General features: G+C 73.2%; 19 protein-coding genes and 1 riboswitch. Of the genes, 11 read left to right on the top strand and 8 right to left on the bottom strand.

Going from position 1 to position 25,092, the window contains the following annotated elements; genetic code table 11:
- Positions 1-12 precede the first annotated feature (12 nt).
- Positions 13-1,338 (bottom strand): polysaccharide pyruvyl transferase family protein, encoded by a 1,326-nt coding sequence (locus ACN27D_RS26000; RefSeq protein WP_357899028.1) that lies wholly within the window; start codon positions 1,336-1,338, stop codon positions 13-15.
- A gap of 155 nt (positions 1,339-1,493) precedes the next feature.
- On the opposite strand from ACN27D_RS26000, the gene ACN27D_RS26005 reads away from it, so the two are divergent.
- The 5 genes from ACN27D_RS26005 (at position 1,494) to ACN27D_RS26025 (ending at position 6,492) form a co-directional block, all read left to right on the top strand.
- Positions 1,494-2,711, top strand: coding sequence for an acyltransferase family protein (locus ACN27D_RS26005; RefSeq protein WP_421500224.1), 1,218 nt, complete (start codon positions 1,494-1,496; stop codon positions 2,709-2,711).
- 80 nt (positions 2,712-2,791) lie between these two features.
- Positions 2,792-3,136 carry a hypothetical protein gene (locus ACN27D_RS26010; protein ID WP_421500225.1) on the top strand — a complete coding sequence of 115 codons (345 nt, stop codon included), beginning with the start codon at positions 2,792-2,794 and terminating at the stop codon, positions 3,134-3,136.
- Positions 3,137-3,263: 127 nt separating this feature from the next.
- Positions 3,264-4,028, top strand: coding sequence for a hypothetical protein (locus tag ACN27D_RS26015; RefSeq protein WP_421500226.1), 765 nt, complete (start codon positions 3,264-3,266; stop codon positions 4,026-4,028).
- A 308-nt stretch (positions 4,029-4,336) separates the two neighbouring features.
- A riboswitch (cyclic di-AMP (ydaO/yuaA leader) is annotated at positions 4,337-4,478 on the top strand.
- A gap of 204 nt (positions 4,479-4,682) precedes the next feature.
- Positions 4,683-5,525 (top strand): C39 family peptidase, encoded by an 843-nt coding sequence (locus tag ACN27D_RS26020; RefSeq protein WP_350815239.1) that lies wholly within the window; start codon positions 4,683-4,685, stop codon positions 5,523-5,525.
- Positions 5,526-5,745: 220 nt separating this feature from the next.
- Positions 5,746-6,492: an alpha/beta fold hydrolase gene (locus ACN27D_RS26025; protein ID WP_421500227.1), complete on the top strand. Its 747-nt coding sequence runs from the start codon at positions 5,746-5,748 to the stop codon at positions 6,490-6,492.
- Positions 6,493-6,498: 6 nt separating this feature from the next.
- On the opposite strand, the gene ACN27D_RS26030 is transcribed toward ACN27D_RS26025, so the two are convergent.
- The 4 genes from ACN27D_RS26030 to ACN27D_RS26045 form a co-directional block, all read right to left on the bottom strand.
- Positions 6,499-8,175: a CDP-glycerol glycerophosphotransferase family protein gene (locus ACN27D_RS26030; protein WP_421500228.1), complete on the bottom strand. Its 1,677-nt coding sequence runs from the start codon at positions 8,173-8,175 to the stop codon at positions 6,499-6,501.
- Between the two features lie 19 nt (positions 8,176-8,194).
- On the bottom strand, positions 8,195-9,697 hold the full coding sequence (locus ACN27D_RS26035) for a bifunctional cytidylyltransferase/SDR family oxidoreductase (RefSeq protein WP_121683891.1): 1,503 nt from the start codon (positions 9,695-9,697) through the stop codon (positions 8,195-8,197).
- Positions 9,698-9,801: 104 nt separating this feature from the next.
- Entirely contained in the window at positions 9,802-10,602 is an 801-nt protein-coding gene (locus ACN27D_RS26040; protein WP_091423599.1) for an ABC transporter ATP-binding protein, read from the bottom strand.
- Positions 10,595-11,497, bottom strand: a complete 903-nt coding sequence (locus tag ACN27D_RS26045) for an ABC transporter permease (protein WP_120570717.1) — start codon at positions 11,495-11,497, stop codon at positions 10,595-10,597. Before ACN27D_RS26045 ends, ACN27D_RS26040 begins: the two co-directional genes overlap by 8 nt.
- 155 nt (positions 11,498-11,652) lie before the next feature.
- Here ACN27D_RS26045 and ACN27D_RS26050 point away from each other — a divergent pair, with 155 nt between their 5' ends.
- From ACN27D_RS26050 to ACN27D_RS26070, 5 genes are all read left to right on the top strand, one after another.
- Complete coding sequence (locus tag ACN27D_RS26050; RefSeq protein ID WP_120570716.1) at positions 11,653-12,285, top strand: TetR/AcrR family transcriptional regulator; 633 nt, start codon at positions 11,653-11,655, stop codon at positions 12,283-12,285.
- A gap of 151 nt (positions 12,286-12,436) precedes the next feature.
- Positions 12,437-13,543, top strand: coding sequence for a DegT/DnrJ/EryC1/StrS family aminotransferase (locus tag ACN27D_RS26055; RefSeq protein ID WP_120570715.1), 1,107 nt, complete (start codon positions 12,437-12,439; stop codon positions 13,541-13,543).
- Complete coding sequence (locus tag ACN27D_RS26060; RefSeq protein WP_421500229.1) at positions 13,540-14,571, top strand: Gfo/Idh/MocA family protein; 1,032 nt, start codon at positions 13,540-13,542, stop codon at positions 14,569-14,571. The genes ACN27D_RS26055 and ACN27D_RS26060 overlap by 4 nt, the downstream gene beginning before the upstream one ends.
- Positions 14,568-16,250, top strand: a complete 1,683-nt coding sequence (locus ACN27D_RS26065) for a glycosyl transferase family 1 (RefSeq protein ID WP_421500230.1) — start codon at positions 14,568-14,570, stop codon at positions 16,248-16,250. The genes ACN27D_RS26060 and ACN27D_RS26065 overlap by 4 nt, the downstream gene beginning before the upstream one ends.
- Positions 16,251-16,300: 50 nt before the next feature.
- Positions 16,301-17,920: a glycosyltransferase family 4 protein gene (locus tag ACN27D_RS26070; protein WP_421501198.1), complete on the top strand. Its 1,620-nt coding sequence runs from the start codon at positions 16,301-16,303 to the stop codon at positions 17,918-17,920.
- A 66-nt stretch (positions 17,921-17,986) separates the two neighbouring features.
- Here ACN27D_RS26070 and ACN27D_RS26075 read toward each other — a convergent pair whose 3' ends face one another.
- Positions 17,987-20,137 (bottom strand): glycosyltransferase family 1 protein, encoded by a 2,151-nt coding sequence (locus ACN27D_RS26075; RefSeq protein ID WP_233585561.1) that lies wholly within the window; start codon positions 20,135-20,137, stop codon positions 17,987-17,989.
- Positions 20,134-21,576: a glycosyl transferase gene (locus ACN27D_RS26080; RefSeq protein ID WP_358173039.1), complete on the bottom strand. Its 1,443-nt coding sequence runs from the start codon at positions 21,574-21,576 to the stop codon at positions 20,134-20,136. Before ACN27D_RS26080 ends, ACN27D_RS26075 begins: the two co-directional genes overlap by 4 nt.
- Before the next feature lie 275 nt (positions 21,577-21,851).
- Here ACN27D_RS26080 and ACN27D_RS26085 point away from each other — a divergent pair, with 275 nt between their 5' ends.
- A complete protein-coding gene (locus tag ACN27D_RS26085) occupies positions 21,852-23,747 on the top strand; it encodes a hypothetical protein (RefSeq protein WP_421500231.1) in 1,896 nt (631 codons plus the stop codon).
- Between the two features lie 4 nt (positions 23,748-23,751).
- Here ACN27D_RS26085 and ACN27D_RS26090 read toward each other — a convergent pair whose 3' ends face one another.
- Positions 23,752-24,942, bottom strand: coding sequence for a hypothetical protein (locus tag ACN27D_RS26090; protein WP_363603823.1), 1,191 nt, complete (start codon positions 24,940-24,942; stop codon positions 23,752-23,754).
- Between the last annotated feature and the right edge of the window lie 150 nt (positions 24,943-25,092).

A 25,092-nucleotide genomic window follows, 5' to 3' on the forward strand; every position in this document is an offset into this window, starting at 1 on the left:
GGCGTACGACGGTCAGCGCCGCAGCATTCGGCGGACCTTGCCCGGGACGGCCTGCTTGATCCGCTCCCGGAGCTGCTGCGAGCGCATCGCGACGATGGTGGCGCTGAGTTCGGCGTTCTCGTCGCGCAGCCGCTCGATGCGGGTCAGCAGTTCGGCCGGCGTGGTGGCGGCGGCGGGCCGGACGGCCGGCGGGAACACCGTCTCGCCGACCCGCCGGTCGAAGCGCGCGGCGCTGTCGCCGTCGGCGAACGAGGTGCCGAGGTCGTGCTTGGCCAGGAACGCGGTGATGGTCTCGAAGCGGGCCTTGTGGCCGTCGTTGAGCGCGGTGTAGTCGGCCTCGGCGTAGAGGTCGGCGGCGTCGACGTCGGCCGGCACGTCCCGCATGATCCGGTGCGGGATGCCGAAGTAGCGGGCCAGTTCCAGGGTGCGCGAGTCGTGCGCGAACAGGTAGCCGGGCGTGCCGGCGACGAGCGCGGTGATGGTGCCGTGGATGCGGGTGCCGAACGCGAAGTCGTACCCGGACAGGTGCGACATCCAGGTCCACGGGTCGACGAACATGCGCACCTTGTCCTCGGCGAACAGCGGGTGCGAGGTGTGCAGCGGGATGTCGCTGCTCTGGCCCCGGTGCTCGGGCGCGTCGCCGTAGAGCAGGGTGCCGAGCGTCCGCAGGTCCTGCGGCACGTAGCAGAGGTTCGGGTAGCGCTCCTGGTGGTGGCGGACCACCGAGGCCATCGAGCGGACGTACGGGGAGATGGTGAGCGCGACCTTCGAGTCGGCGGTCAGCTCCGGGCGGGTCTTCTCCAGCTGGAACGTGTCGCCGTGCAGGAACATCGACGGGCAGCCGATCTGCTCCACGGCGGAGAAGCCCAGCGCGTTGAGGTAGCTCTCGGTCACCTCGCCGCGGACGCCGATGCTGTGCGACCGGTCCAGGACGGCCTTGCAGAACGCGCGGACCGGCTCGTCGATCGGCCGCAGGTACTCGCGGTCGCCGTCGACGTTCGTCTGCACGCCGACGCCGAGCACCACCACCGGGATCTTCAGCCGCTCGATCAGCCGGGTCAGCGGCGTGAGGCGGTGCACGAAGCTGCGGCGGAACGCGTTGGCGAGCGGTACGACGAAGACGTCGTGCCGTTCGTTGATCTCGTCGGCGAGCCGCGGGTCGGCCGGGGTGCGGGTCGGTGTGATCTCGGCCGTGGAGGTGGCGAGCAGCTTGTACGCGGCGTGGCTGAAGACCAGGTTGCCGCTGTTGTCCCCGATCCAGTTGCCGGCGAACGTCTCCTCGGGCGTGAGGACGTCGAACGGGCCCTTGCGGGCGCGGAGCAGGATCCGCTGGTGCATCCGGTTCGCTCACCTTCCGTACGGCACGGCGTGCGGGCGGGGCCGGGTGGGTGCCCGCGCGTGCAGGAACGGAAATCCTATCCGCCGCCGGTGTGGAGCCGAGCGGGCGGCGGCTCGCCGGGAACGTCCCGGTTCCCCGGGGTAGGGTGCCCGGAATGACCAGCGCGCCGACCGTCACCCGTGCCCCACGACTGCCGTCGCTGACCGGATTGCGGTGGGTCGCCGCGCTGCTGGTCTTCGCCTTCCACGCCGGCACCATGGGGATCGTCGCCGAGCCGCGCCTGAAGCCCCTGGTGGACAAGGCGTTCAGCCTGGGCCTGTCCGGCGTCGAGTTCTTCTTCATCCTCAGCGGGTTCGTGCTGGTCTGGTCGTACCGGGACGGGGAGCGCGCGTGGACGTTCCTGCGCCGCCGGTTCGCCAAGATCTACCCGAACCACGTGGTGACGTTCGTCGCCGCGCTGGCGATCGCGGCCTGGTTCGCCGATCCGGTCGTGCCGTGGGCCGCGATCGCCAACTTCTTCCTGGTCCAGGCGTGGATCCCGCTGGGCGGCTACTTCTACAGCGTCAACAACGTGAGCTGGTCGCTCTCCTGTGAGCTGGCCTTCTACCTGTGCCTGCCGCTCGTGGTGCCGTGGCTGCGCCGGGCCCGTACCGGCGTGCTGCGCACCGTGCTGGTCGCGGCGCCGCTGCTCATCCTGGCGCTGTGGCCCGGCCAGCACCTTGTCCCGGAGGAGCAGCGGTGGTGGTTCACCCAGATCTTCCCGGTGACCCGGTCGCTGGAGTTCTGGATGGGGGTGGCCGCCGCCGAGCTGATGCGCCGGCACCGCTGGCGCGGACCGAACCTCGCGGTCGCCACCGGGCTGTTCGTCACCACCTGGGTGGTGGCCGCGCTGTGGATCCCGGCCGAGTTCTGGGCGGCACTGCTCGCGGTCGCGTACTTGCTGGTCATCGCCGCCGCGGCGGACGCCGACGTGCGGGGCCGGCCCACCCCCTGGCGGTCCCGCGCGATGGTCTGGCTCGGTGAGGTCTCGTTCGCCTTCTACCTGGTCCACGTGCTGGTCATGGTCACCGTGCTGCGGCTGACCGGGCACTGGGGGACCGGGCTGCCCGGCTGGCGCGGCCCGGTCGCGGTGCTCGGCTTCCTCGTGGTCACGCTCGCGCTGGCCGCCGCGTTGCACCGCTGGGTGGAACTGCCGATGATGCGCCTGCTCGGCCCGTCCCGCCGGGCCCGCGCGGCGTCGCGCGCACCGGCCGTGCCGGCTCCGCGCGGGTCCGCCGAGGACGCCGCCACCCCGGCCGCCGACAGGGGCGCGACGTCCGTCGCCGGTCGGGCCGAGGGCATCGAGTACGCCGGGCGGCGTCGCCCGGACTGACACGCGCAGTCGTCTGCCGGCCGGTCCGCGACACGCCGTGCGCCGGTGCGTTCGTGGGGGATCGGCGGTAATTTGTACCCGTGCTTCCGATCGCGCTCACCTGCCCCGTGTGGTGGGTGGCGCGCTGGACCGCCCGGATGCTCGCCAGTCTCGCCGTGGTGGTCGCCTGTTCGTTCGGCGCCGCCACGCTGCCGGCCGGTGTCGCCGCTGCCGCCCCGGCTCCGGCGGTCGCCGCCTCGGCGTACACGGTCACGGGCGCCTCGACCGCCGCGCGGCCGGAGGCCGACCGCGTGGCCGAGCGGCCGGCCTCGCCCGCCGGTGTCCCGGCGCCCGCTCGCCGGGCGACGGTCCCGGCCGTCGCGGAGCCGGTCCCGGCCGGACGGGCCGCCGCGCCGGCCGGCCCACGGGCCCCGCCCGCCCGCTGATCCGCCCACGGGCCCCGCCCGTTCCCGCACCCACCGAACGTCATTCCCGCACCCGCCTCCCGGTGGCCCGCCCGCCCCGGCCGGCCGTGCGGCCCTCCCGCCAGGTCCTTCCCGTGAGGTGCCGACCATGTCGCAGACCGCTCTGTACCACTTCCTCACCTCCGTGCCCGAGGCCGCGGCCATCTGGTCCTTCCTGCTGCTGCTCGCGCTGGGCCTGCTCGCCGCGCTCGTCGCCCGGCCCGAACGCGAGCCCGCGCCGGACGCCGTCCCCGAACCGGCCGACGCCGACGCCGCCCGCCGCGACGACCTGATCCGGTACGCCGAGGAGGTGGCGGTGGCCGCCGCCGGGGCCGCCCAGACGGCCCGCCGCCGCCGTGAGCGGTGGCTGGCCGCGCAGGACGAGGCGGAACTGGCCTGGACCGCGTACGACGAGGCGGACGCCGCCGCCCGCCGCCTGGCCGGCGCCGCCGCGCTGGCCGCGCCGCGTACACCGCGAACCCCGGCCGAGTACGCGGCCCGGGAGCGCTGGCTGCACCACGCCGCCATGACGGCGCACTGGCGGGGCGACCTGACCGCCCGTCAGCTCGCCGACGTGCTGGCGGGTCGCAACGGGTGGGATCCGCGCCGGCACCCGGCCGAGCAGGAGATCGTGCTGGCGCGCACGGTCCGGGACGGTCGCCGGGCCGGATGGGAGAGCGCCGCCGAGCGGGAGCGGTCGGCGTGGCGGGACGCGGAACTGGCGGCCGAGGCCGCCCGGACGCTCGCCGCCGAGGCGTACGCCGCCACCGTGGCGCTGCGGCCCGCCCCGGCGTACCGGAGCGCGACAGCAAGCGCCCAGCCGGTGCCCGCGACGGTCCGCAACGCCCGGTGGCGCCCGGCCCGGGTCGGCTGAGACGACCGTCTCGACCGAATCGTTACCCGCAACGTGGTGAGCCCGGTCACCCGGGCCGCCGAAACGGGCGTCCGGCGCGGAACAGGTCATCGAGTCGCGCAATTGCCGGGCCGGTGCTGGCCATCTGTCCGCTTTCCGCCGCCGGGTGCCGTCGAAACTGCTTGTCCCATTGAGCGAAGTCAGTAACCGGGTGTTCCGAAATCCGTTACCGCGGATCACGTTTACGCAGGTGGGAGCGCTTGGCATGGGACATACCCACCGGTAGTGTCGGCGCGTCCGATGCGGTAATCGATTGCCGACGGCGACGCCGCACCGACCCGCCTAATCGTGTTCCACGAACCGGGGACCCATGAGCACCATCGGGGTGAATCCGCGAGCCACGGCCCGCGGTAGGGCGTACTTCCCGCCCGAATCCGTCAGCTAACCCGGTCGGCGGCCACGGAAGGAGTACCCCTCTTGCCCACCCCTCGATCGTCCCCCCGCCTCCACGGCACCGCGGTGCCCGCGCTCGCCTGACGCGCGACCGGCAACCGCCCCCTGGGCGCCCGGCATCACGGGCGTTCCCGATCCCCCGGCCATCCGGCCCCGCCAGCACGTGTGAGTTCCTCCGCGTGCCGGGCCGGCGTGCGCCGCTCACGCCCCGTGGAGGATTTCGTGAAGCACCACCTGAAGCGTCAGCTGCGACGGATCGTCACCGAGCGCCCGTACCAGATCATCGCCGGATCGGCCGCCGCGCTCGTGCTGGCCGCCGGCGCCGGCACCGTCGCCACCGCCGGTGACGACGCCCCGGTCCAGGAGAACACCGCGGCGGTCGCCGATCTCGGCGCCGCCCGTCTCGGCGAGCAGCCCGCCAGCCGCGGCGAGGCCCGCATCGCCGTCCCGCCGGCGTCGCCCAGCGCCTCCGCCGCGCCCAGCGCGTCGCCGAGCGCCTCCCCGTCGAAGAAGGCCACAGCCGACCCGGACACCACGCCCAAGGCCAAGCCGAAGCCGCCGTCGAGCAAGTCGCTCGACTACGACTACCAGGCGCAGATCAACTACTTCTACTGCGGTCCGGCCGCCGTGCGCAACGCGCTCAGCGCCGCCGGCATCGAACGCAGCCAGGACGCGCTCGCCGGCCCGCTCGGCACCACCGAGATGGGCACCAACTCGGCCGAGGACACCACCCGGGTGCTCAACCAGCAGGTCAAGGGCAACCCGTACCGGACCCGCATGATCCCCGGCACCGCCACCCCGGCCCAGATGGACCGGCTCCAGGCCGACGTGGTCGAGGCGATCAGCAACGGCCGCGCGGTCGTCGCGAACGTGGCCGGCACCGCCACCGACACCAACGGCGGCTGGCACTCGTTCCCGGGCGGCCACTACGTCGCGGTGGTCGGCTACAAGAACGACGGCCGGACGGTACGGATCGCCGACTCGGCCGACCCGTCGCTGCCGTCGTACTGGGTCACCACGATCGACCTGGCGAACTGGGTCTCCACCCGCGGCTACTCCGCCTGAGCAGTCCCACAGCCCGAAGGCCGGCACCCCCACCCCGGGGGTGCCGGCCTTCCCCGTCCCACCCCGCCCGGCCCCGCTGATCTTGCAGTTGCGGCCCCGTCACAACGGGCAAGCCGGGCGTCCCGTGGGCCGAAACCGCAAGATCGACGGGATGGCGGGCGACGAGGCTGGCCGGGGTTCGGTCTCGCGTGTGCGGGGCGGGCGGTGGCAGACTGCGCCAATGGGCGATGCGACGGGGAAGCGGCACCTGATTCTCCTGCACGGCATGGGTGCCACCGGCGAGGTGTGGCTGCCCTGGGCGCCGCTGCTGGAGCGCCGCTGGCCCGGCCGCTGGCTCGCCCCCGACCTGGCGGGACACGGCTGGTCGCCGCCGCTGCACGGCTACTCGTTCGAGGCCCTGGCCCAGCGCGTCGTCGACGGGCTCGGCCCGGTCCGGCTCGGCTCCACCGACCGGCTGGTGCTGCTCGGGCACTCGCTCGGCGGGGTGGTGGCGCTGGCGCTCGCGGCCCGGCAGCGAGGGCTTCCGGTCGACGCGATGGTCGGGCTCGGCATCAAGGCGGTCTGGTCCCCGGCCGAACTGGCCAAGTCGGCGGAGCTGGCCGCCCGGCCGGTCACCTGGTTCGCCACCCGTGACGAGGCGGCCCGCCGCTACCTGCGGGTCTCCGGGCTCGCCGGGCTGTTCGCACCGGACCATCCGGTGGTGGAGGCGGGGCTGCGCCGGGTGGACGGTCGCTGGCGGCTCGCGATGGACCCGGCCGCGTTCGCCGTCGGGGAACCCCGGCTGCCGTCCCTGCTGGCCGCCACCGGTGTGCCGGTGCTGCTGGCCCGTGGCGAGCTGGACCCGATGGTGACCGACGCGCAGCTCAAGGAGCTGGGCGCGCCCGTGGCGACGCTGCCCGGGCTGGGCCACAACGCGCACGTCGAGGACCCGGAGGCGGTGCTCGCCCTGCTCGACCCGTACCTCTGAGCGGGCCTACACCCCGGCGCGCGGCGCCGGGACCGCCCAGTCGGGTTCCAGTTCGCGGCGGGCGGCGGTGAGGAACGCCTCGGCGTACCCGTCGGCGGGGAAGTCGCCCAGGTAGCGGGTCCGGGCCGCCCAGCGCTGCGCCGCCTTCGGGTCGGCGTCGAGCAGGTCGGTGAGCACCTCGTCCACGTTGGACATGTCACGCCGCAGCACGTAGCCGGACGCCGCCAGCGGGAACCGCTCGACGAAGTGCTCGCCGTCGGCGCCGGTGTCGGTGACCGCGTACGGCTTGCCGGAGTAGAGCCAGTCGGAGATCACCCCGGAGACGTCGGAGACCAGCGCGTCGGCGCGGTTGACGCACTCGGTGAGCGTCAGCTCGCGGCTCGCGGCGGCGCCGAACAGGTGCGGCCGGCCGGTCTTCGCCCGGTCGGCGGCGAGCAGTTCGGTGAGGCGGGCGAGCTGGCGGGCCGAGGCCGGGTTCTTGTCGGTGTAGGGGTGGGCGCGCAGGATCACCGCGGCGCCCCTGTCGATCAGCCGGCGGATCAACGTCTCGGCCACCGGCAGCGAGCAGTAGTTGGCGTCGGCGTGGTGCCCGGTCCAGGTCGGGGTGTAGAGGACGGTGGGGTGCGCCGACGGAGTGACCGGCTCCCGGCGTACCTCGATGGCCTCGACCTGGGGGCGGCCGACCACGACGAACTTGTCGGCGGGGATCTCCACGCCGGCGCGGGCGTACCTGTCGATCGCGGCCTGCCCGGCCACGAAGATCTTGTCGAAGATGGCCGAGACCGGGTTGGCGCTGGGGGCCTTGTCGCTGTCGCCGTGGTGCAGCTGCACGTGGGTGAGCTGGTTGAACCGGATCACGTGGGCGTTCTTCGCGCCGTGGTTGACGTAGAACGCCACCCGCAGGCTCGGCACCAGCGCCTCGTCGAGCGCCTTCAGCGTGGGGCAGAGGACGACCGGGGCGCGGGTGGCGGCGGCCACCGCGGGCAGGAGCTCCGGTTCGCGCAGCACCACCACGAACGGGCGGCCGATTCGCTCCAGGTACGGCAGCCACATGGTGACCTGGTACTCGGAGCCGGGCGGGGCGGAGAAGTGCAGCACGAACTCGGGCTGGTGGCGGCGCAGCGCGCGGCCGACCGGGCCACCTCCGGCGGGCGGGCGGAACCGGCGCCGGGCCAGGTCCAGCGCGACCGCCCCGCAGCCGGCGCCGACCAGCAGCGCGGCGACGAGCGCCGTCCAGGCGGGCAGCGCCAGGGCGGCGGCGAGCGCCACCACGGCGAGCAGCACCAGCAGCGCGTCGCCGAGCCGGGCGGCGACGACCGGTGTCCACGTGCGGACCGGAAGGTTCGCCGCCCGGATCTCCAGCGCGCCGGCCTGCCGCAGCGGCCCGACCAGCAGCACCAGCCCGAGCAGGACCAGCGCGGTGGCGGCCAGCGCCGGGTCGAAGCCGTCGTCGAGCCGCCGCGCGTAGCCGACGAGGATGCCGGCGGCGACGAGCACCGTCTCGGCGAGACCGTCGGCGGACGGCCGGACCCGGCGCTCCCAGGCGGTCGCGGCGAGCGCCGCGACGGCCAGGGCCAGGCCCCAGCCGGTCGCCCCGGTGAGCGCCACGACGAGGAAGGCCAGCACCGCCAGCCCGGTGGTCAGCACCCGGGCGAGCAGCTTGCGGACCAGGTCACCACGCATCTGGTACGTCCCGTCGGGTTCAGGCGTCGGCGGACAGCTCGGACCGGTGCGGGCCCGGCTGGGCCGGCACGGCGGCGACCTGCTCGCCGGGGGACCGGCGCACGTCGACCACCTGGCCGGTCAGGTCGGAGATCAGCACGTCCAGGGACGCCTGCGCGACCGCCTCGGAGGAGAGCAGCGTGTGCTCCGGCTCCTCGCCGAACGCCCGCGTCCGCATCGGGGTCGCGGTGCGTTCCGGGTTGACGCAGTTGACGCGTACGCCGAACTCGGCCCACTCGTCGGCGAGCGCCTGGGTCAGGTTGACCAGCGCGGCCTTGGTGGCCGAGTAGAGCGCGTAGCGGGCCCGGCCCCGGGTGTACGAGCTGGACGTGTAGAGCAGCAGCTGGCCCTTGGTCTGCTGCAGGTACGGCAGCGACTGGCGCGCGATGGTGACCGGGCCGACGAAGTTGACGTGCAGGAGACGGTCCATCGTCTCCGAGTCCATCTCGGCCAGCGCGCCCTTCTCCAGGATGCCGGCGGTGACCACCACGTGGTCGATCCGGCCGGTCGCCTCGAACGCGGTCTTCAGCGCGGCGGCCACGTCCTCGGCGCGTTCGACGTGCGTGCCGGTGGTGGAGCGGCTGAACGGGAAGACCTGGGCGCCGTAGCCACGGGCCAGCTCGGCCAGGTCGTGGCCGATGCCGTAGCTGCCGCCGAAGACCACGATGGTCCGGCCGGTCAGCTCCTCGGCGTAGCTGCGGTGGTCGGTGAGGCGGGGCGCCTGGGCGGCGGCGAGCTGGAACAGCTTGTCGGCCAGGTGCACGTCGACCGGGTGGGTGACCTTGATGTTCTCGTCCGAGCCGTCGATCACCTTGATCGGCGTGCCGGGCAGGTAGCGCAGCACCACGCCGCAGTCGTCGGTGGCGGCGAAGTCGGGGTCGCCCTCGGCCCGGCGGTACGCCTCGCGGATGGTGCCGGAGCGGAACGCCTGCGGGGTCTGGCCGCGGCGCAGCCGGGAGCGGACCGGGATGTCGGTGATGCAGTCGTCCGCGTCGACCTGGATGATCGTGTCGGCGGACGGGATGGCCACGTCGACAGCCGAGTACGTCCAGAGCGCGTTCACGCACTCGCGCACGATCCGGGCGCTGACCAGCGGGCGGACCGCGTCGTGGAAGAGGATGTTGACGTCGCCCTCGCCGACCGCGTCGAGCGCGATCCGGGTGGTGTCGTTGCGGGTCTCGCCGCCCTCGATCACCTTGGTGACCTTGCGGAAGCCGGCGCCGGCGACGATGCGCCGCGCGTCGTCGACGTGACCGGTGGCCATCAGCACGATGATCTCGTCGATCTCCGGCGCGGCCTCGAAGACGGCGAGGGTGTGCTCGATGATCGGCTTACCGGCGATCTTGAGGAGCTGCTTCGGGATGCCCAGCCCGAGGCGCGTGCCGGTCCCCCCGGCGAGGATCACGGCCACCGTACGCGCGGGGCGCCAGGGTGCCGGGCTCGCCGGCGCGGCGTCCGGTGCGGTGGTGTGGTCCTGCGTCATTGCCGTACCTCACTCTGGGTGAAAGGGGATGGGTCCGAAAACCTTAACGCGTACGCGGGAGCGCACCGCTCCGGGCGGAACCCGGTGCGGTGCGCTCCGGGGCGCTACTTCTGGTTCTCGTACGCGTCGCAGACCTCCTTGGTGGGGCCGTCCATCTTCAGGACGCCGCTCTCCAGCCAGATGGTCCGCTCGCAGGTGTCCCGGATCGAGCCGATCGAGTGGCTGACCAGGAAGACCGTGCCGGCACTGTCGCGCAGTTCGCGGACCCGCTGCTCGCTGCGGACCCGGAACTTGCGGTCGCCGGTGGCCAGCGCCTCGTCGATGAGCAGCACGTCGTGCTTCTTCGCCGAGGAGATCGCGAAGCGCAGCCGCGCGCCCATGCCGGAGGAGTAGGTGCGCATCGGCAGCGAGGCGAAGTCGCCGCGCTCGTTGATCCCGGAGAACTCGATGATCTCCGGGGCGATCTTCTTGACCTCGTCCGGGTGCATGCCCATGGCGAGGCAGCCGAGCACCACGTTGCGCTCGCCGGACAGGTCGTTGAGCAGCGCGGCGTTCACGCCGAGCAGCGACGGCTGGCCCTGGGTGTAGACGGCGCCGCGGGCCGGCGGGAGCAGCCCGGCGATGGCGCGCAGCAGCGTGGACTTGCCGGAGCCGTTGCTGCCGATCAGGCCGATCGCCTCACCCTCGTACGCGGTGAAGCTCACGCCCTTGACCGCGTGCACCTCGCGGATGTTCGGCGCCTTGGTGCGGGAGACGATCCGCTTGAGCGCGGAGACCGGGGTGGTGCCGCCGCTCGCGCCCTTGTGGATCCGGTAGATCACGTGCACGTCGTCCACCACCACTGTGGGGACGCGACCCGAGTCGGTCACCGGACCGGCGTTCAGCGGCAGGGTCTGCTCAGCCACGGCCGTACTCCTTCTCTCCGCGCCAGAAGTAGACGAATCCGCCGACGCCCATCACGACCGCCCAGAACAGGCCGAGTGCCCACAGCTTCAGCGGGGAGCTGATCAGGTTCGGCTGGTGCGAGTCGAGCAGCGCGTAGCGGGCCAGCTCGATGAAGACCAGCGGCGGGTTCCACTCCAGGATGTTCGCCGCCCAGTTCGGCAGGTGCTCACGGATGAGCGCCACCGGGTAGAGCACGCCGGAGGCGTACAGCCAGGTGCGCATCACGAACGGCATGATCTGCTTGAGGTCGGTGACCTTGGAGCCGAGGCGGGCCATCACCATGCTCAACCCGACGTTGAAGATCGTCTGGAGCAGCAGCATCAGGGGCAGCAGCAGCCAGCGGAAGGTGATCGGCTCGCCGGTGAACAGCACGATCGCGCCCAGCACGACCATCGACATGAGCAGCTGCTGGAGCTGCACCAGCGTGACGGTGATCGGCAGCGCGGCCCGGGGGAACTGGAGCGCCCGGATCAGGCCCAGGTTGCCGGTGATCGCGCTGACGCCGTTCGTCGCCGCCGTCTGGGTGAAGATGAAGATGAAGATGCCGGTGCACAGGTACGCGATGAAGTTCGGCACGTTCCGGTGCTGGGCCAGGATCACGCCGAAGATCAGGAAGTAGACCGCCGCGTTGGTGAGCGGTGTCAGCACCTGCCAGAGCTGGCCGAGCTGGGTGTTGCTCAGCGAGGAGGCGACCTTCGCCCGCGAGTACGCGGTCATGAAGTGCCGGTACGCCCACAACCTGCGTGCGTACTCACCCAGGGCGGGTCGTTCCCCGGCCACCCGTAGCCCGTACCGCTGGGCCAGCTGGGCCCGGGTCAGTCCGGATTCGGGGTCGGCCACCGCGGTGTTGGCCATGTTCAGGCGCTCCGATCTTTCGTGCTGATGGGGAGCAGTGCGGTGAAAGAGATCCAGCGTGGCCGGGCGGGGAGGAGCCGCCTCGCTGCTGCATGGAAGGTAGTCCACCGAACGTCGGGACGCAACCGTACCGTCGTTGCGCTACATTGTTCCACGTGACGACCGAGAAGAGGCGTGCCCCGGCCGGCGCGGCGGTGCTGCGCGGGGAGATCACCAGTGCCATCCGCGCCGCCGTGATGCAGGAATTGGCCGAGGTCGGCTACGGTCGCCTCTCCATCGAGGCGGTGGCCCGCCGGGCCGGTGTGAGCAAGACCGCCATCTACCGCCGCTGGCGTTCCAAGCTCGACCTGGTGCTGGACATGGTCTCGGCGGTGGCCGGGCGGAACATCCCGCTGCTGGACACCGGCAGCCTCCTCGGCGACCTGGAGATCCTGCTGCACGTGATGGCGCGCGCGTTGCGTCACCGTCTGGCCGCGCAGATCATCCCGGACCTGCTGGCCGAGGCGGCCCGCAACCCGCAGATCGCGGAGAAGTTGCAGGCCGCCCTGGACGACTACCAGCAGGCCATCGGGCGGATCCTGATCGGCCGGGCGGTCGAGCGCGGTGAGCTGTCCCCGGACACCGACCGGCGCGCCGCCGTCGATCTCATCGTCGGCCCGGTCTACTGGCGGATGGCGATCTCCCGGGCGCCGCTGGAGCCCACCGAGGTGCCCCGGATGGCGGCCGCGATCGTCGCCGCGCTGCGGGTAGCATGCGTGGGGCCTGTACGCGACGAGGTGGAAGTCTGAACCCCGGGCCGCCCCCGGAGGGCCATCGTCGATCATGAACAGAAGGTCACACCCGGTCGGACAATCAGTGCAACCCGCTGGTTCTCCCGACAGACCGGTACCATCCCCCGAAACGTCTCTCATGAACCACGCGTCGACAGGAGGAAGCCCCATGGTCGGGCCGCATCCAGAGTTCATTCCCCCCGCACGGCCGATCATCGGCGAGGCCGAGATCGAGGCGGCCGTCCGGGTGCTGCGGAGCGGCCGGGTCGTGCAGGGCCCCGAGGTCGCCGCGTTCGAGGAGGAGTTCGGTGACCTCGTCGGCGGCCGGCACTGCGTCGCCGTCAACTCCGGCACCTCCGCGCTCCAGCTGACGCTGATGGCGCTCGGCTTCGGCCCGGGCGACGAGGTGATCGTCCCGTCGTTCTCCTTCGCCGCCAGCGGCAACGCGGTCCGGCTGGTCGGCGCCGAGCCGGTCTTCGTGGACATCGAGCCGGGCAGCTTCTGCGTCGACCCGGAGGCGGTCGCCGCCGCGATCACGCCGAAGACCGTCGCGATCATGCCGGTGCACCTCTACGGCCACCCGGCCGCGATGGACCGGATCATGGAGATCGCGCAGCAGCACGGCCTCGCCGTGGTCGAGGACGCCGCGCAGGCGCACGGCGCCGAACTGAACGGCACCCCGGTCGGCGCGTTCGGCACCGCCGGGTGCTTCAGCTTCTACCCCACGAAGAACATGCACTCCCTCGAGGGCGGCATGATCAGCACCGCCGACGCGGACCTCGCCCGCACCCTGCGGCTGCTGCGCAACCAGGGCATGGAGCAGCGGTACGCCAACGAGATCGTCGGCGCCAACATGCGCATGACCGACGTGGCCGCCGCCATCGGCCGGGTGCAGCTCACCCAGCTCGCCGAGTGGACCGAGCAGCGCCGCGCCAACGCCAAGTTCCTCGACTCGGCGATCACCGGCATGGTCACCCCGCCGGTCGCCGACGGCGCCAAGCACGTCTACCACCAGTACACCGTGCGGGTGCGGGGCGACCGCGACGCCGCCCAGGCCCGCCTCACCGAGCTGGGCATCGGCAACGCGGTCTACTACCCGACCCCGATCCACCGGCTCAAGCCGTACCTTGTCGACGGCAAGCCGGGCGCGTGGGACCTGCCGGAGACCGAGCGGGCCGCCGCCGAGGTGGTCTCGCTGCCGGTGCACCCGTCGCTGAGCCAGGCCGAGCTGGAGCGGATCGCCGAGGGCGCGAACCTGGCCGGCGGTGCCCGATGAGTGACGGCGGACGGAAGCTGCGGGCCGGCCTGATCGGCCTCGGCGCGATGGGGCGCAACCACGCCCGCGTGCTGTCCAACCTGGACGGCGTCGAGCTGGTCGGCGTGGTCGACCCGGCCGGCGACGTGACCGGCACGCTGCGCGCGCCCGTCGTACCCGAGCTGAGCGACCTGCTCGCCCTCGGCGTCGACTACGCGGTGGTGGCCTGCCCGACGGCGCTGCACGAGCCGATCGGCATGGAGCTGGCCGCCAACGGCGTCTGCGCGCTCATCGAGAAGCCGCTGGCCCAGTCCGTCGACGCCGCCACCCGTCTGGTCGAGGCGTTCGAGAACGCCGGCCTGGTCGCCGGCGTCGGTCACATCGAGCGGTACAACCCTGCGCTGCAGAGCCTGCGTACCCGGCTGGAGGCGGGCGAGCTGGGCGAGGTGATCCAGGTCGTGACCCGGCGCCAGGGCCCGTTCCCGCACCGGATCGCCGACGTCGGCGTGGTGATGGACCTGGCCACCCACGACATCGACCTGACCGCCTGGGTGACCGGCCAGCAGTACAGCTCGGTCGCCGCCCGCACGGTCTCGCGCAGCGGCCGGCTGCACGAGGACATGGTCGCCGTGGTCGGCCAGCTCGCCGACGGCACGATGGTCAACCACCTGGTGAACTGGCTCAGCCCGCTCAAGGAGCGGTCGACTGTGGTCACCGGTGACAAGGGCTGCTTCGTGGCCGACACGCTCACCGCCGACCTGACGTTCTACGCCAACGCCGCCATCGACACCGAGTGGGAGGCGCTGCGCGCGTTCCGCGGCGTGGCCGAGGGCGACATGGTCCGCTACGCCATCCCGAAGCGGGAGCCGCTGCTGGTCGAGCACGAGCGCTTCCGGGACGCGGTGGAGGGCAAGCAGAGCGACATCGTCACGCTGCGGCAGGGTCTGCGTACCGTGCAGGTCGCGGCCGCCCTGCTGGAGTCGTCCGCCGACGGCAAGGTCGTGTCCGTCGCGGCCGACGGCAGCGACGCGGAGCCGGCACTGCGATGAGCCCGGCGCCGGTGCGGCGGACGGTCTCCGCGGTACGGCGGCGGATTCCCCGGCGGTGGCGCATCGCGCTCCGCCGGGCCGCCGCCGGCACCCGGCCCTGGCAGACCCCTTCGGTACGCGAACTGTGTGAACTCCCCGCCGGCACGCCGCTGCTGGTGCACGCCGGCGGGATCACCGGCGACCGGGCGCTGGACGGCGTGCTGCGCGCGCTCGTCCGGCTGCCCGAGTTCCACCTGGCGCTGGTCTGCGGCGAGGCGGAGCGGGCGTCGGCCCAGGACCTGGTCCGCCACGCCGGCAAGGCGCGCCGGCGGGTCCACCTGGTGCCGCGCCCGCGTACCGTGACGGCCGCGTTCCTCGCCCCGGCGGACGTGGCGGTGTTCGGGTTCGACCCGGACGCCGGTCTCGACCTGCTGGACACCTTCCTCGCCGCCGGGCTGCGGGTGGTCGCCGCCGACAGCCGGGTGGTGCGCGAGCACCTCGCCCGGCACGGCGGCGGCGACCTCTTCGCGCCCGGCTCGCTGCCGTCGTTCACCAAGGCGGTGGAGCGGGCCCGGCAGCGCGGCGGCGACGAGGCGCCGCCGGCGCAGGAGCCGCCGGCCGCGCCGGTCGAGGCCGGCACGCCCGGCCCCTGGCGTCCGCTCGGCGCCGGGCCGATCCGGCTGGGGCTGGGCACGGCGAACTACGCCGGGCAGCTCTCCGCCCTGGCGGTGGCGATCACCACCGCCCGCGCCGACGTCGGCGTGGAACTGGTGATGGCCAAGCCACCGGCCACCTACCGCTACCCGGCCGACCGCTACCTGAACTACCCCGGCGAACACCGGCTCGACGTGCAGATCGCCCGGGCCGAGCGGGTGCTCGGCTGGTACACCCACCTGATCGTGGACGCGTTCCGCCCGGTGCTCGGCCGGGCCAACGGCGACGACATCGCCGCGGACCTGCCCGCGCTGCGCCGGGCCCGGCTCAAGGTCGCGCTGCTGGCGCACGGCAGCGAGATCCGCCATCCGGGCGCGCACCTGGAGCGGCACGCCGAGTCCGCGTTCCGGGACGCCCCGGAGGACCTGATCGGGCAGCTCACCACCGTGGCCGAGCGGAACCGGCGCACCGCCGAGGAGAGCGGCCTGCCGTTCTTCGTGACCACCCCCGACCTGCTGGACGACGTGCCGTCCGCCACCTGGGCGCCGCTGATCGTCGACGTGGACGCCTGGGCCTGCGACCGCCCGGTGCTGGAACGCGCCCGGCCGGTGGTGCTGCACGCGCCGTCGAAGCGGTGGACCAAGGGCACCGACCGGCTCCTGCCCCGGTTGCAGGAGCTGCACGATCGACGGATCATCGAACTGCGCCTGGTGGAAGGGCTGCCGCACCACGAGATGCGGCGCCAGGTGCAGGAGTGCGACATCGTGGTCGACCAGCTCGTGATGGGCAGCTACGGCACGTTCTCCTGCGAGGGGATGGCCGCCGGGCGGGTCGTGGTGGCATACCTGAGCGAAGGGCCGCACCGGGCCGCCGGGGTCCGGCCGCCGATCGCCAACGCCACCCCCGGCACGCTCGTCAAGGCCATCGAGTCGCTGCTCGACGACCGGCCCGCCGCGGTCGCCCTGGCCGCGGAGGGCACCCGTTACGTCCGTGACCACCACGACGGGCGACGCACCGCCGAGGTCTTCGACGCCTTCCTCCGGTGACCAGCCCACCCACCACCCACGCCCGCACCGTCAACGAGGAGAAGCACCCGATGCAAGCTGGCGCTAACAGCGATGCCCGACCGACCCGGGGCCGGGTGGTGATGCTGGTCGACAACGGCGTCCACGGCGACTCCCGGGTGCAGAAGGCAGCACGCTCGGCCGCCGACGCCGGCTGGGAGGTCTTCCTCCTCGGCATCCGCAACGCCCGCTCCGACGTCGACACCTGGCGCATCGGCGGCGCCGAGGTGCGGCTGCTGCGGGTGCCCAAGCCGCTGCACCGGCTGCCCCGGGAGTACAGCCGGTCGCTGCGCCGGCCGCTGGCGTACGCGTCGACCACCAAGGCCGCCTACCGGGTCCAGGAGATCAAGGCGTGGCAGGCCGATCTGTACGAGCGCCGCGTCCGCGCCCAGGCGCTGGGCGGCGGGCTTCCGGCCGCCGTGGGACGGGCCGCTCAGCTGCCGTCCCGCGCCGCCGCCACCGCGCTCGCCCGCTGGGTGCGCTTCCGCAGCGCCGAGACCCGCCGGCTGCGCAAGGCGCAGACCGACCCGGAGGCGCTGTTCAGCCGCCTGCCCGTGCGGTTCTGGAAGGGAGTGCTGGGCGACCGCGCCTGGCGCCGGCTGGACCCGGGCCTGTGGGACTTCGAACTGGCCTTCCGCAAGACGCTCGACGAGCTCAAGCCGGACATCATCCACGCCAACGACTTCCGGATGCTCGGCATCGGCGCGCGGGCGACGCTGCGGGCCCGGGCCGCCGGCCGGCGGACCAAGCTGGTCTGGGACGCCCACGAGTTCGTCGGCGGCATCACCGGCCGGGCCGACAACCCGCGCTGGCTGCCCGCCCAGATCGCCTACACGGCCGAGTACGCCGCCTACCCGGACGCGGTGGTGACCGTCTCCGACACGCTCGCCGACCTGCTCCAGGAGACCCACGGCCTGCCCGACCGGCCGGCCGTGGTGCTCAACGCGCCGATGGCGCCGCCGGCCGAGGCCGACGGCGACGTGCCGGACCTGCGGGCGCTGTGCGGCGTGGACGACGGTACGCCGGTGCTCGTCTACTCCGGCGCGGTGAACCCGAGCCGGGGCTGCCAGATCATGGTGGAGGCGCTGCCGGAGCTGCCCGGCGTGCACGTCGCGTTCGTGACCATGAACCCGAACGGCGACAACCAGTTCTCCGAGGCGCTGCTGGGGCGGGCCGCCGAACTCGGCGTCGCGGATCGCGTGCACCTGCTGCCGTACGTCGCGCACTGGCAGGTGGTGCCGTTCCTGTCCGGCGCGGACGCCGGGGTCATCCCGATCCACCACAAGCCCAACCACGAGCTGGCGCTGATCACGAAGTTCCTGGAGTACTCGCACGCCCGGCTGCCCATCGTGGTCAGCGACGTGAAGACCATGGCGCAGACCGCGCGGGCCACCGGGCAGGGCGAGGTGTTCACCGCCGAGGACCTGGCCGACTACGTCCGGGCCGTCCGGGCGGTGCTCGCCGACCCGGAGCGCTACCGGGCCGCCTACGACAAGCCCGGCCTGCTGGAGGGCTGGACCTGGGAGGCCCAGGCCCGGATCCTCGACGAGGTGTACGCCTCGCTGCTGGGCACGCCCGCCGCGAGCGGGGCGCGTCCGCCGGCGTCCCGGCGCCCCGGCGACGAGCGGGAGTACGCGGCCACCTCGCGCTGACCCCCGGCACAGAACGGTTCGGCCGGCTCCCCGCGAAGGGGAGCCGGCCGATCGCGTGTACGGCCCTCAGGCGGACGTGGCCGGCGGCTCCAGCAGCAGCCGGTCGAAGTCCTTCTGCGTCACCGACCAGTCCCAGGTGCTCAGCACGTGCGACGCCGCGGCCCGGCCCGCCTCACGCCAGACCTCCTCGGTGGCGGTAACGGCCAGGATCCGCTCGGCGGCCTCCTGCGGCGTACCCACCACCCAGTCGCTCGGGAACAGGCTCCGGGCGCTGTGCGGGCGGCCGGCGAAGAACGGCCAGTCGCGCACGACCGGCACCGCGCCACTGGCCGCGCCCTCGACGAGCGCACAGTGGAAGCTCTCCCGCAGCGAGGTGCTGAGGATGACCCCGACGTCGGTGAGCGCACCGGGCACGTCCTCGGTACGGCCGGTCCGCACCACCGCGCCGGACGGCTCCAGTTCGGCCAGTTCGGCGTCGAGTTCCCGGACGTAGGCCGCGATCGCCGGGCTGAGCTCCGGGTTGAGGTCGTCGCCGACCAGCTTGAGGCGGTACCGCTCGTCGTGCCGGCGCAGCTCCCGCAGCACCGCCAGCGCCCAGCGCGGGTCCTTCGCCAGCGAACTCAACCCGACCAGCCCGAGCGTGAACCGGCTGTCGGCGGAGACCTTCGGCGCCACGTACCGGTGCAGGTCCATCGCGTTGCTGATCATGTGGGTCCGGGGCCCCTGCGGCGCGCGCAGCCGCGGCACCGCGGCCAGCGCCAGGTCGCGCAGGTGCTCGGAGACGAAGACCACGTCGTCCACACGCGACCAGTCGGTCAGGTGCGGCCACCAGCTGAACGCCTCGAAGCTGTGCAGGCGGACGATCACCCGGGTGGTGCCCGGGTCGATCATCGTCAGCATCGCGGCCCCGAGGTTGCACCAGTCCACGAAGACCGTGTCCGCCCACTCCAGGTGGGGGCCCCACGCCTCCTGGACCTCCCCGGCCCGCTTGGAGGCGCCGGCGAGCATGTGGAGCGTCACGTTCGTACGGCCGTTGCTGAGCACCGGGAGGATCGACTCCTCCATCAGGTTCAGCCGGCGGACCTCCACCCCGGGCATCGCCTCGTAGCGCTCCAGGATCGGCCCGAGGAAGTTGTCGTTCAGCCCGGTGAAGAAGAGCATCCGGTGCGGCCGGCCGGCGGGCGGGAACGCCGCCGGGCTCTGCCGCCCGCGCGGTGTCGCCATCGCGCGGCCGGCCTCGCTGTTGTGCAGCGGCGCGAGGAACTTCTCCGGGTCCTCGGCCAGCGGCGAGGTGGTGCCGTCGAACTGCACGATCCGGTGGAACATCAGGTTGAACGCGCGCAGCACGTGCGGGGCGGCCTTGCCCGGGTTGCGCTTCTTCAGGTAACCGTCGGCCAGCTTGAGCTGCCCCCGCACCACTGTCATCAGGTGCTCGGGCACCTTGCCCTGGCTCAGCTCCGCGTCCACGATCGGGCCGAGGAGCTGCCCCTTGGTCGCCGGGCTCTTCAGCCGGCCCTGCGCCGCCAGCGCCAGCCGCTTCGCGCTGGCGCCGTGCCCGGTCTTGAGCATGTTGCCGGTGACCCGCCGGGCGATCTTGCCGCGGTGCCGCTCCGGCAGGCCGGGCGCCGTGACGGCGCCCTGCCAGAACCAGCGCACCGGACCGAGCTTCATGGCCCGCTTGCCGGTGCTCATCTCGAACACCCGCTTCGCCAGGTCGACCGTCTGGTTGCGGGTGGCGCTCGCCAGCACGGTCGGGGCCGGGCCGACGGTGTTCAGCCGGGGACGGCGGTAGCGCGCCGGGTCGGCGGACCGCTTCTCCACCGCCCGCAGCGCCGGGGCGATGCCGTAGACGGCGTCGGCCCGCCGGTAGCGCTGCGCGAGCTGCCAGACGGTGTGCAGGGCCTGCGCGTCGAGCGCGACCAGGACGTCGGCCCGCTTGGCGTGCCGGCGTACCCACGGGTCGCGCTGGGCGCGCAGCCACGGACGCCGGGCCGGAGCCGCCCGCTTCACCGCCCGGCCGAAGCGGGGGCCCAGCTCGGTGGCGGTGGGCAGCAGGTGCACCTCGGCCAGCTCGGTCGCCGCCGGGATCTTCTCCACCGGGTCGAAGGTGGTGGCCACCCGCACGGTGACGCCCCTGTCGCGGAACTGCTGGAGCGCGTCGGTCAGGACCGCCACCCGCCCGGGGACGGTGCCCATAACCATCAGGACCTCGATCATGACCTACCTTCTCGGGCCAGGACGCGAGCGCCGGCGGGGGAGGGCTGTGGGGTGCCGGCCGGACCGCCGGTGCCCAGCACCAGCTCGGTCACCTCCCGGACGGCGGGGATGAGCTGCTCCTCGCGGGCGTACTGCCGCGCCTCGGCGCGGGCCTTCTCCCGCTCGGGCGCGTCGGCGGTACGGGCCATTGCGGCGGCCCGCCGGAAGGCGCCGGCCAGTTCGGCCGGGTCCAGCCCGACGGCGCCGGTCCAGAGCGGATAGGTGGACAGCACAGTGGAGGCGTCGTGGTCGGCCTCGTGGGCGGAGACCACCGGCAGACCGGTCGCCATGTACTCGTAGACCTTGCCGGAGGTCATGTACCGGCCGCCGGTCACCATCAGCACCACCGCGTCCCAGCGGGAGTAGAGGTCGACCACCTCGGCCTTGGGCACCGAGCCGCCGACCAGCACGCCGTCGACGGCGGCGGCCTTGAGCAGCTCCGCGTGCGCGTTGTCGCCGCGCGCCCAGGCGGCGCCGATGTGGCCCCGCACCTCGAAGCGGGCGTCGGCCAGCGCCGGGTCCTGGGCGCGTGCCGTGCGCCAGCCCTCGAGCACGGCGCTCAGCAGCGGTACGGGGAGATTCAGCGCGCCGAGGTAGCCGAAGGTCAGCGGCCGGTCCGGCGGGGCGGGGCGGACCTGGGCCGGGATGCTCGCCGCGTCGTAGCCGTTGCGCACGATCCGCATCTTGTGCGCCAGCTCGGGGTAGCGCTCGCGGTACCAGCGGGAGATCGGCTCGTTGACGTTCCAGATGGCGACGGCGTTGGTGAGCAGCTTGATCTCCCACTGCCCGGAGACCGACTCCCGGGTGAACGCCTCACCGTTGTTGATCACGTCGACCGACCAGCCGTCGCGGAAGTCCACCACGTACGGCACCCGGTGCGTCTCCCACAGCTTCCAGGTCGCGGACAGGTTGACGTACGGCGCGCAGGTGGTCACCAGCAGGTCGACGGGCCGCTCCCGGTGGATCCGGAGCAGGGCCTTCTCCAGCGCCGGACGCCAGCCGCCGAAGACCGGCTCCGGGAAGACCTTGAGGTTCTGCTTGCGCAGGTCGGCCAGGTAGTCCTTGTGCGCCAGGGCGCGCTGCTCGGTGAACGTGCGGATGTCGGTCTCGAGGTCGTCCCGGAACAGCGGCAGCTTCACCACGCGCACGCTGGGGTCCACCCCCTGGGAGAGGGTGTGGTCGAGTCCGTACTCCCGTTCCCAGGCCTCGTCGGCGATGGTGACCGCGGTCACGTCCCAGCCCGCGGCGGCGAACTGGTTGGCGGTCTCCCGCATGCGGTAGGCGCAGCTCTTGGCCGCCGGTGGGAAGCCGATCGCGAGGTAGACCATGTGCGGCCGGGACCCGGACCGTCGCGGCCGGGGGAGTTTCAACGAGTCCCAGAGAGTTCGCCCGTTGTTCATCGATTCCGATCCTGGGGAGGTGGGGAGATGCCGTGTCGCGGCCTGGACGGCTCGGCCGGACGCGGTACCTGCTGTGCCGGTGGCCGCGTAACGACCGCCGGAGCGCGTGCGGACACTACAATAACGCCGTTCCGCGCGCCGGACCTGCCGCCGCCCGGCGGCCGGCGGGTGCGCCGTGCCCCGGATCACCGGGTCCGTCGCCGGCGCCGGCCGGCCGAACACGCCGTCTCGGCCGGTCCTCGACCGCGGCCTCCGCTTTCGTAGACTCCTACGCCATGACCGCGCCTGCGCCCGACACCCGCGACCGTGAGCCCGCCCCCACCGGCGGCGACGGGTCCGCGGCCGACGACTCGTCCGATCCGGGGTCGTCCACCCCGAGCCCGACGACGACCACGGCCCCGGAGCAGCCGGAGAAGCCGGACACCGCGGCCGAAAAGCGGCGCGGCGGCCGGTGGCGGCGGGCCGACGCGCTGGTGGCGCTGATCTACCTCGCCGGAGCGTTCTGGGTCACCGCCCGCGGCTGGCGCGACTACGACGGCCGGCTGCTCGGCAGCCGCCCGAACGACCAGGGCTTCAACGAGTGGATGCTGGCGTACGCGGCGCACGCGGTCACCAATCTGGAGAACCCGTTCTTCACCACGCTCCAGAACGCCCCGGCCGGCGTGAACCTGATGACGAACGTCGGGATGCAGCTGCCCGGCCTGGTGCTCACCCCGGTCACCCTGCTCTTCGGCGCGTCCTTCTCCTATCTGCTGTTCATCACGCTGAACCTGGCCGGCACCGGGTACGCCTGGTACCACGTGCTGTCCCGGCACGTGGTCGACTCCCGGGCCGCCGCGTTCGTCGGCGGTCTGTTCTGCGCCTTCGCGCCCGCGCTGATCTCGCACAGCAACGGCCACCCGCACATCACCGCGCAGTGGCTGGTGCCGTTCATCGTCTGGCGGGTGGTCGCGCTGTCCCGCGGCGAGCGGGTGATCCGCGACGGCCTCATCCTGGGCGGGCTGGTGGTGGCCCAGTTCTTCATCAGCCTGGAGATCCTCTTCCTGACCGCGCTCGGCTGCCTGATGCTGGTCCTGGCCTACCTCGCCTTCCGGCCCCGCGACGCGGTACGCCGGCTGCGCCCGCTGCTGTCCGGTCTGGCGATCACCGGCGTGCTCGTGTCCGCGGCGGCGGCGTACCCGCTGTGGATGCAGTTCGCCGGCCCGCAGCACCGGGTCGGCCACCCCGGCACCCCGGACATCTACGCCCTCAAGCTCGGCTCGTTCGTCGAGTTCGCCACCAAGTCGATCGCCGGTGGCCCGACCAGCGCGATCGGCTGGGCACCGAACACCACCGAGCAGGCCAGCTTCTACGGCTGGTCCCTGGTGGTGCTCGCGGCCGGTGTGCTCTGGTGGCTGCGCCGGGAGACCACGGTCCGGGTGCTCGGGGCCGTCGGCCTGGTGTCGGCGCTGTTCTCCATCGGCACCACCTGGACCGTCGGCACCCGTCGCACCGACGTCCCCGCGCCGTTCGCCCTGGTGCAGAACCTGCCCGTGTTCGACTCCGTGGTGGTGTCCCGGTTCGCGCTGATCACCACGGTGGCGCTCGGTGTGCTGCTGGCGGTCGCCGGGGACCGGCTCGCCGCCCGCCGCACCGAACCGGCCGGCCGGCTGGCCGCCCGCGTCGGGGCCGTGGCGGTGGCCGCCGCGCTACTGCCGATCCTGCCGATGCCGCTGGACGCGAAGGGCCGCACCCCGGTGCCGGACTTCGTCACCGCCGGCACCTGGCGCGACCACGTGGCGCCCGGCCGCACGCTCGTCCCGGTCCCGGTGAACGGCATGACGTCGCTGTACTGGAGTTCTGCCGCGGTGGCCGGCTTCGCCGTCCCCGAGGGCTACTTCCTCGCGCCGGTCTCCGCCACCGACAACACCGGCCGCTGGGGCGTCGACCCGCAGCCCACGGCGAAGCTGCTCACCGCCGTCTCGCTCGGCGAGCGGGACACCACGGTCGGCCAGGCCGACGTCGACCAGGCGCGCGCCGACGTCCGCTACTGGAAGGCCGACGCCGTGGTGCTGCCCGACCGCGGCGCCCGCCGCCACGACGACCTGAAGACCGTGCTGGACGCGCTCTACGGCCCGGGGGAGCGGGTCGAGGACGTCTGGGTGTGGGACGTCCGGCCGTTCACCCGCTGACCGGTCACGGCGACTTCGTCCAGATCAGCAGCAGATAGCCGCCGAAGTAGGCGGAGAGCGCCACGAGCGTGACCAGCACCGTGCCGGCCCGGGCCCATCCGGCCCGGGCCAGGCCCACGGCGGCCGGCAGCAGCAGCGGGAACGCCGGCAGCAGGAACCGCGCCTTGGAGTGGTAGTAACCGGCCGCGCCGAGCGTGGTGACGAGCATCAGGCCGCTGTAGAGCAGCAACTGCCACGGCTGCCGGTCGATCGCGCTCAACGCGAAGAACATGATCGACAGCAGCGCCACCACGGTGACCACCAGCAGCGGCAACGCGGCCACCTGCACCAGCGCCTGCTGGCCCCGGTCGACGGTGTAGACGCCGAAGTCGAAGGTGGTGCCCCACCCGGCGGACTGGATGTGGAACCAGCCGTCCGGCCGGCCGGTCCGGGTGCCGACCCAGGCCAGGTAGCCCAGCCAGCCGGCCGGGGCGAGCAGCAGCGCCGCCCAGGGCCGCCAGCCGTCGCGCCGCCTGACGACCGCCAGCAGCGCGGCCAGCCCCACCACCGGGATCAGCGACGAGGCGGTGGGCCGGGTCAGGCCGGCGAACAGGCACACCACACCGGCGGTCACCCAGTGCCGGCGCAGCAACGCGTACAGCGTCCAGGCGGCCAGCGCGGTGAACAGGCTCTCGCTGTAGCCCATCGACTCCACGACGGCGTGCGGCACGGCGCCCCAGAGCGCGGCGAGCAGGATGCCGGTACGCCTGTCGTGCAGGTGCTTGCCGATGGCGTACAGGCCCCAGGCAGCGGTCAGCGCGGCCAGCCACGCCACGACCAGCGCCGACTCGCGCGGGCTGAACGGGGAGAGCCGCTCCAGGGCCGCGGTCAGGCCCGGGTAGAGCGGGAAGAACGCCATGTTGCTCTGGGTCTTCTCGTACCCGTCGTAGCCGTGCTGGACGATCCCGAGGTACCAGTTGCCGTCGGCCCGGGTGAGCCGCTCGACCGGGGAGACGTCGATGTTGCGGGCCCACAGGTAGACGACGAGCACGCCGATCAGCCGGATCACCGCGTACAACGCCAGCGCGGGCGCCGCGTCCCGGGCGGCGTCGCGCAGCCGCCGGACGTAGCCGGGCCGGACGCGGTCGGCTGTGGCCGGGCCGGTCGGCGGGGCTGGTGCGGGCCGGCTGGGTTCCTCGGTGGTCACCACGTCCATTGTGCGGTCCCGTTCGCGCTGAGCTGCGATTGTCCGGAGGCCCCGCGTGGCGCGGCCGGCGACCCGGCGAACGACCCGGAGCGGGCGCCGGTCGTTGAACAGGATGGAGGGTAGCAACCGTCACACCAGGTCGTGGGGCACCGGCGGCGG

The sequence above is a fragment of the Micromonospora sp. WMMD1274 genome, from assembly GCF_049179035.1.
Lineage (GTDB): Bacteria > Actinomycetota > Actinomycetes > Mycobacteriales > Micromonosporaceae > Micromonospora > Micromonospora tulbaghiae.

Excerpts from the sequence above, each read along its gene's own strand:
- ACN27D_RS26000 (WP_357899028.1), bottom strand. The coding sequence starts at position 1,338 with ATGCACCAGCGGATCCTGCTCCGCGCCCGCAAGGGCCCGTTCGACGTC.
- ACN27D_RS26005 (WP_421500224.1), top strand. The coding sequence starts at position 1,494 with ATGACCAGCGCGCCGACCGTCACCCGTGCCCCACGACTGCCGTCGCTG.
- ACN27D_RS26015 (WP_421500226.1), top strand. The coding sequence starts at position 3,264 with ATGTCGCAGACCGCTCTGTACCACTTCCTCACCTCCGTGCCCGAGGCC.
- ACN27D_RS26025 (WP_421500227.1), top strand. The coding sequence starts at position 5,746 with ATGGGCGATGCGACGGGGAAGCGGCACCTGATTCTCCTGCACGGCATG.
- ACN27D_RS26030 (WP_421500228.1), bottom strand. The coding sequence starts at position 8,175 with ATGCGTGGTGACCTGGTCCGCAAGCTGCTCGCCCGGGTGCTGACCACC.
- ACN27D_RS26035 (WP_121683891.1), bottom strand. The coding sequence starts at position 9,697 with ATGACGCAGGACCACACCACCGCACCGGACGCCGCGCCGGCGAGCCCG.
- ACN27D_RS26045 (WP_120570717.1), bottom strand. The coding sequence starts at position 11,497 with ATGGCCAACACCGCGGTGGCCGACCCCGAATCCGGACTGACCCGGGCC.
- ACN27D_RS26055 (WP_120570715.1), top strand. The coding sequence starts at position 12,437 with ATGGTCGGGCCGCATCCAGAGTTCATTCCCCCCGCACGGCCGATCATC.
- ACN27D_RS26060 (WP_421500229.1), top strand. The coding sequence starts at position 13,540 with ATGAGTGACGGCGGACGGAAGCTGCGGGCCGGCCTGATCGGCCTCGGC.
- ACN27D_RS26065 (WP_421500230.1), top strand. The coding sequence starts at position 14,568 with ATGAGCCCGGCGCCGGTGCGGCGGACGGTCTCCGCGGTACGGCGGCGG.
- ACN27D_RS26070 (WP_421501198.1), top strand. The coding sequence starts at position 16,301 with ATGCAAGCTGGCGCTAACAGCGATGCCCGACCGACCCGGGGCCGGGTG.
- ACN27D_RS26075 (WP_233585561.1), bottom strand. The coding sequence starts at position 20,137 with ATGATCGAGGTCCTGATGGTTATGGGCACCGTCCCCGGGCGGGTGGCG.
- ACN27D_RS26080 (WP_358173039.1), bottom strand. The coding sequence starts at position 21,576 with ATGAACAACGGGCGAACTCTCTGGGACTCGTTGAAACTCCCCCGGCCG.
- ACN27D_RS26085 (WP_421500231.1), top strand. The coding sequence starts at position 21,852 with ATGACCGCGCCTGCGCCCGACACCCGCGACCGTGAGCCCGCCCCCACC.
- ACN27D_RS26090 (WP_363603823.1), bottom strand. The coding sequence starts at position 24,942 with ATGGACGTGGTGACCACCGAGGAACCCAGCCGGCCCGCACCAGCCCCG.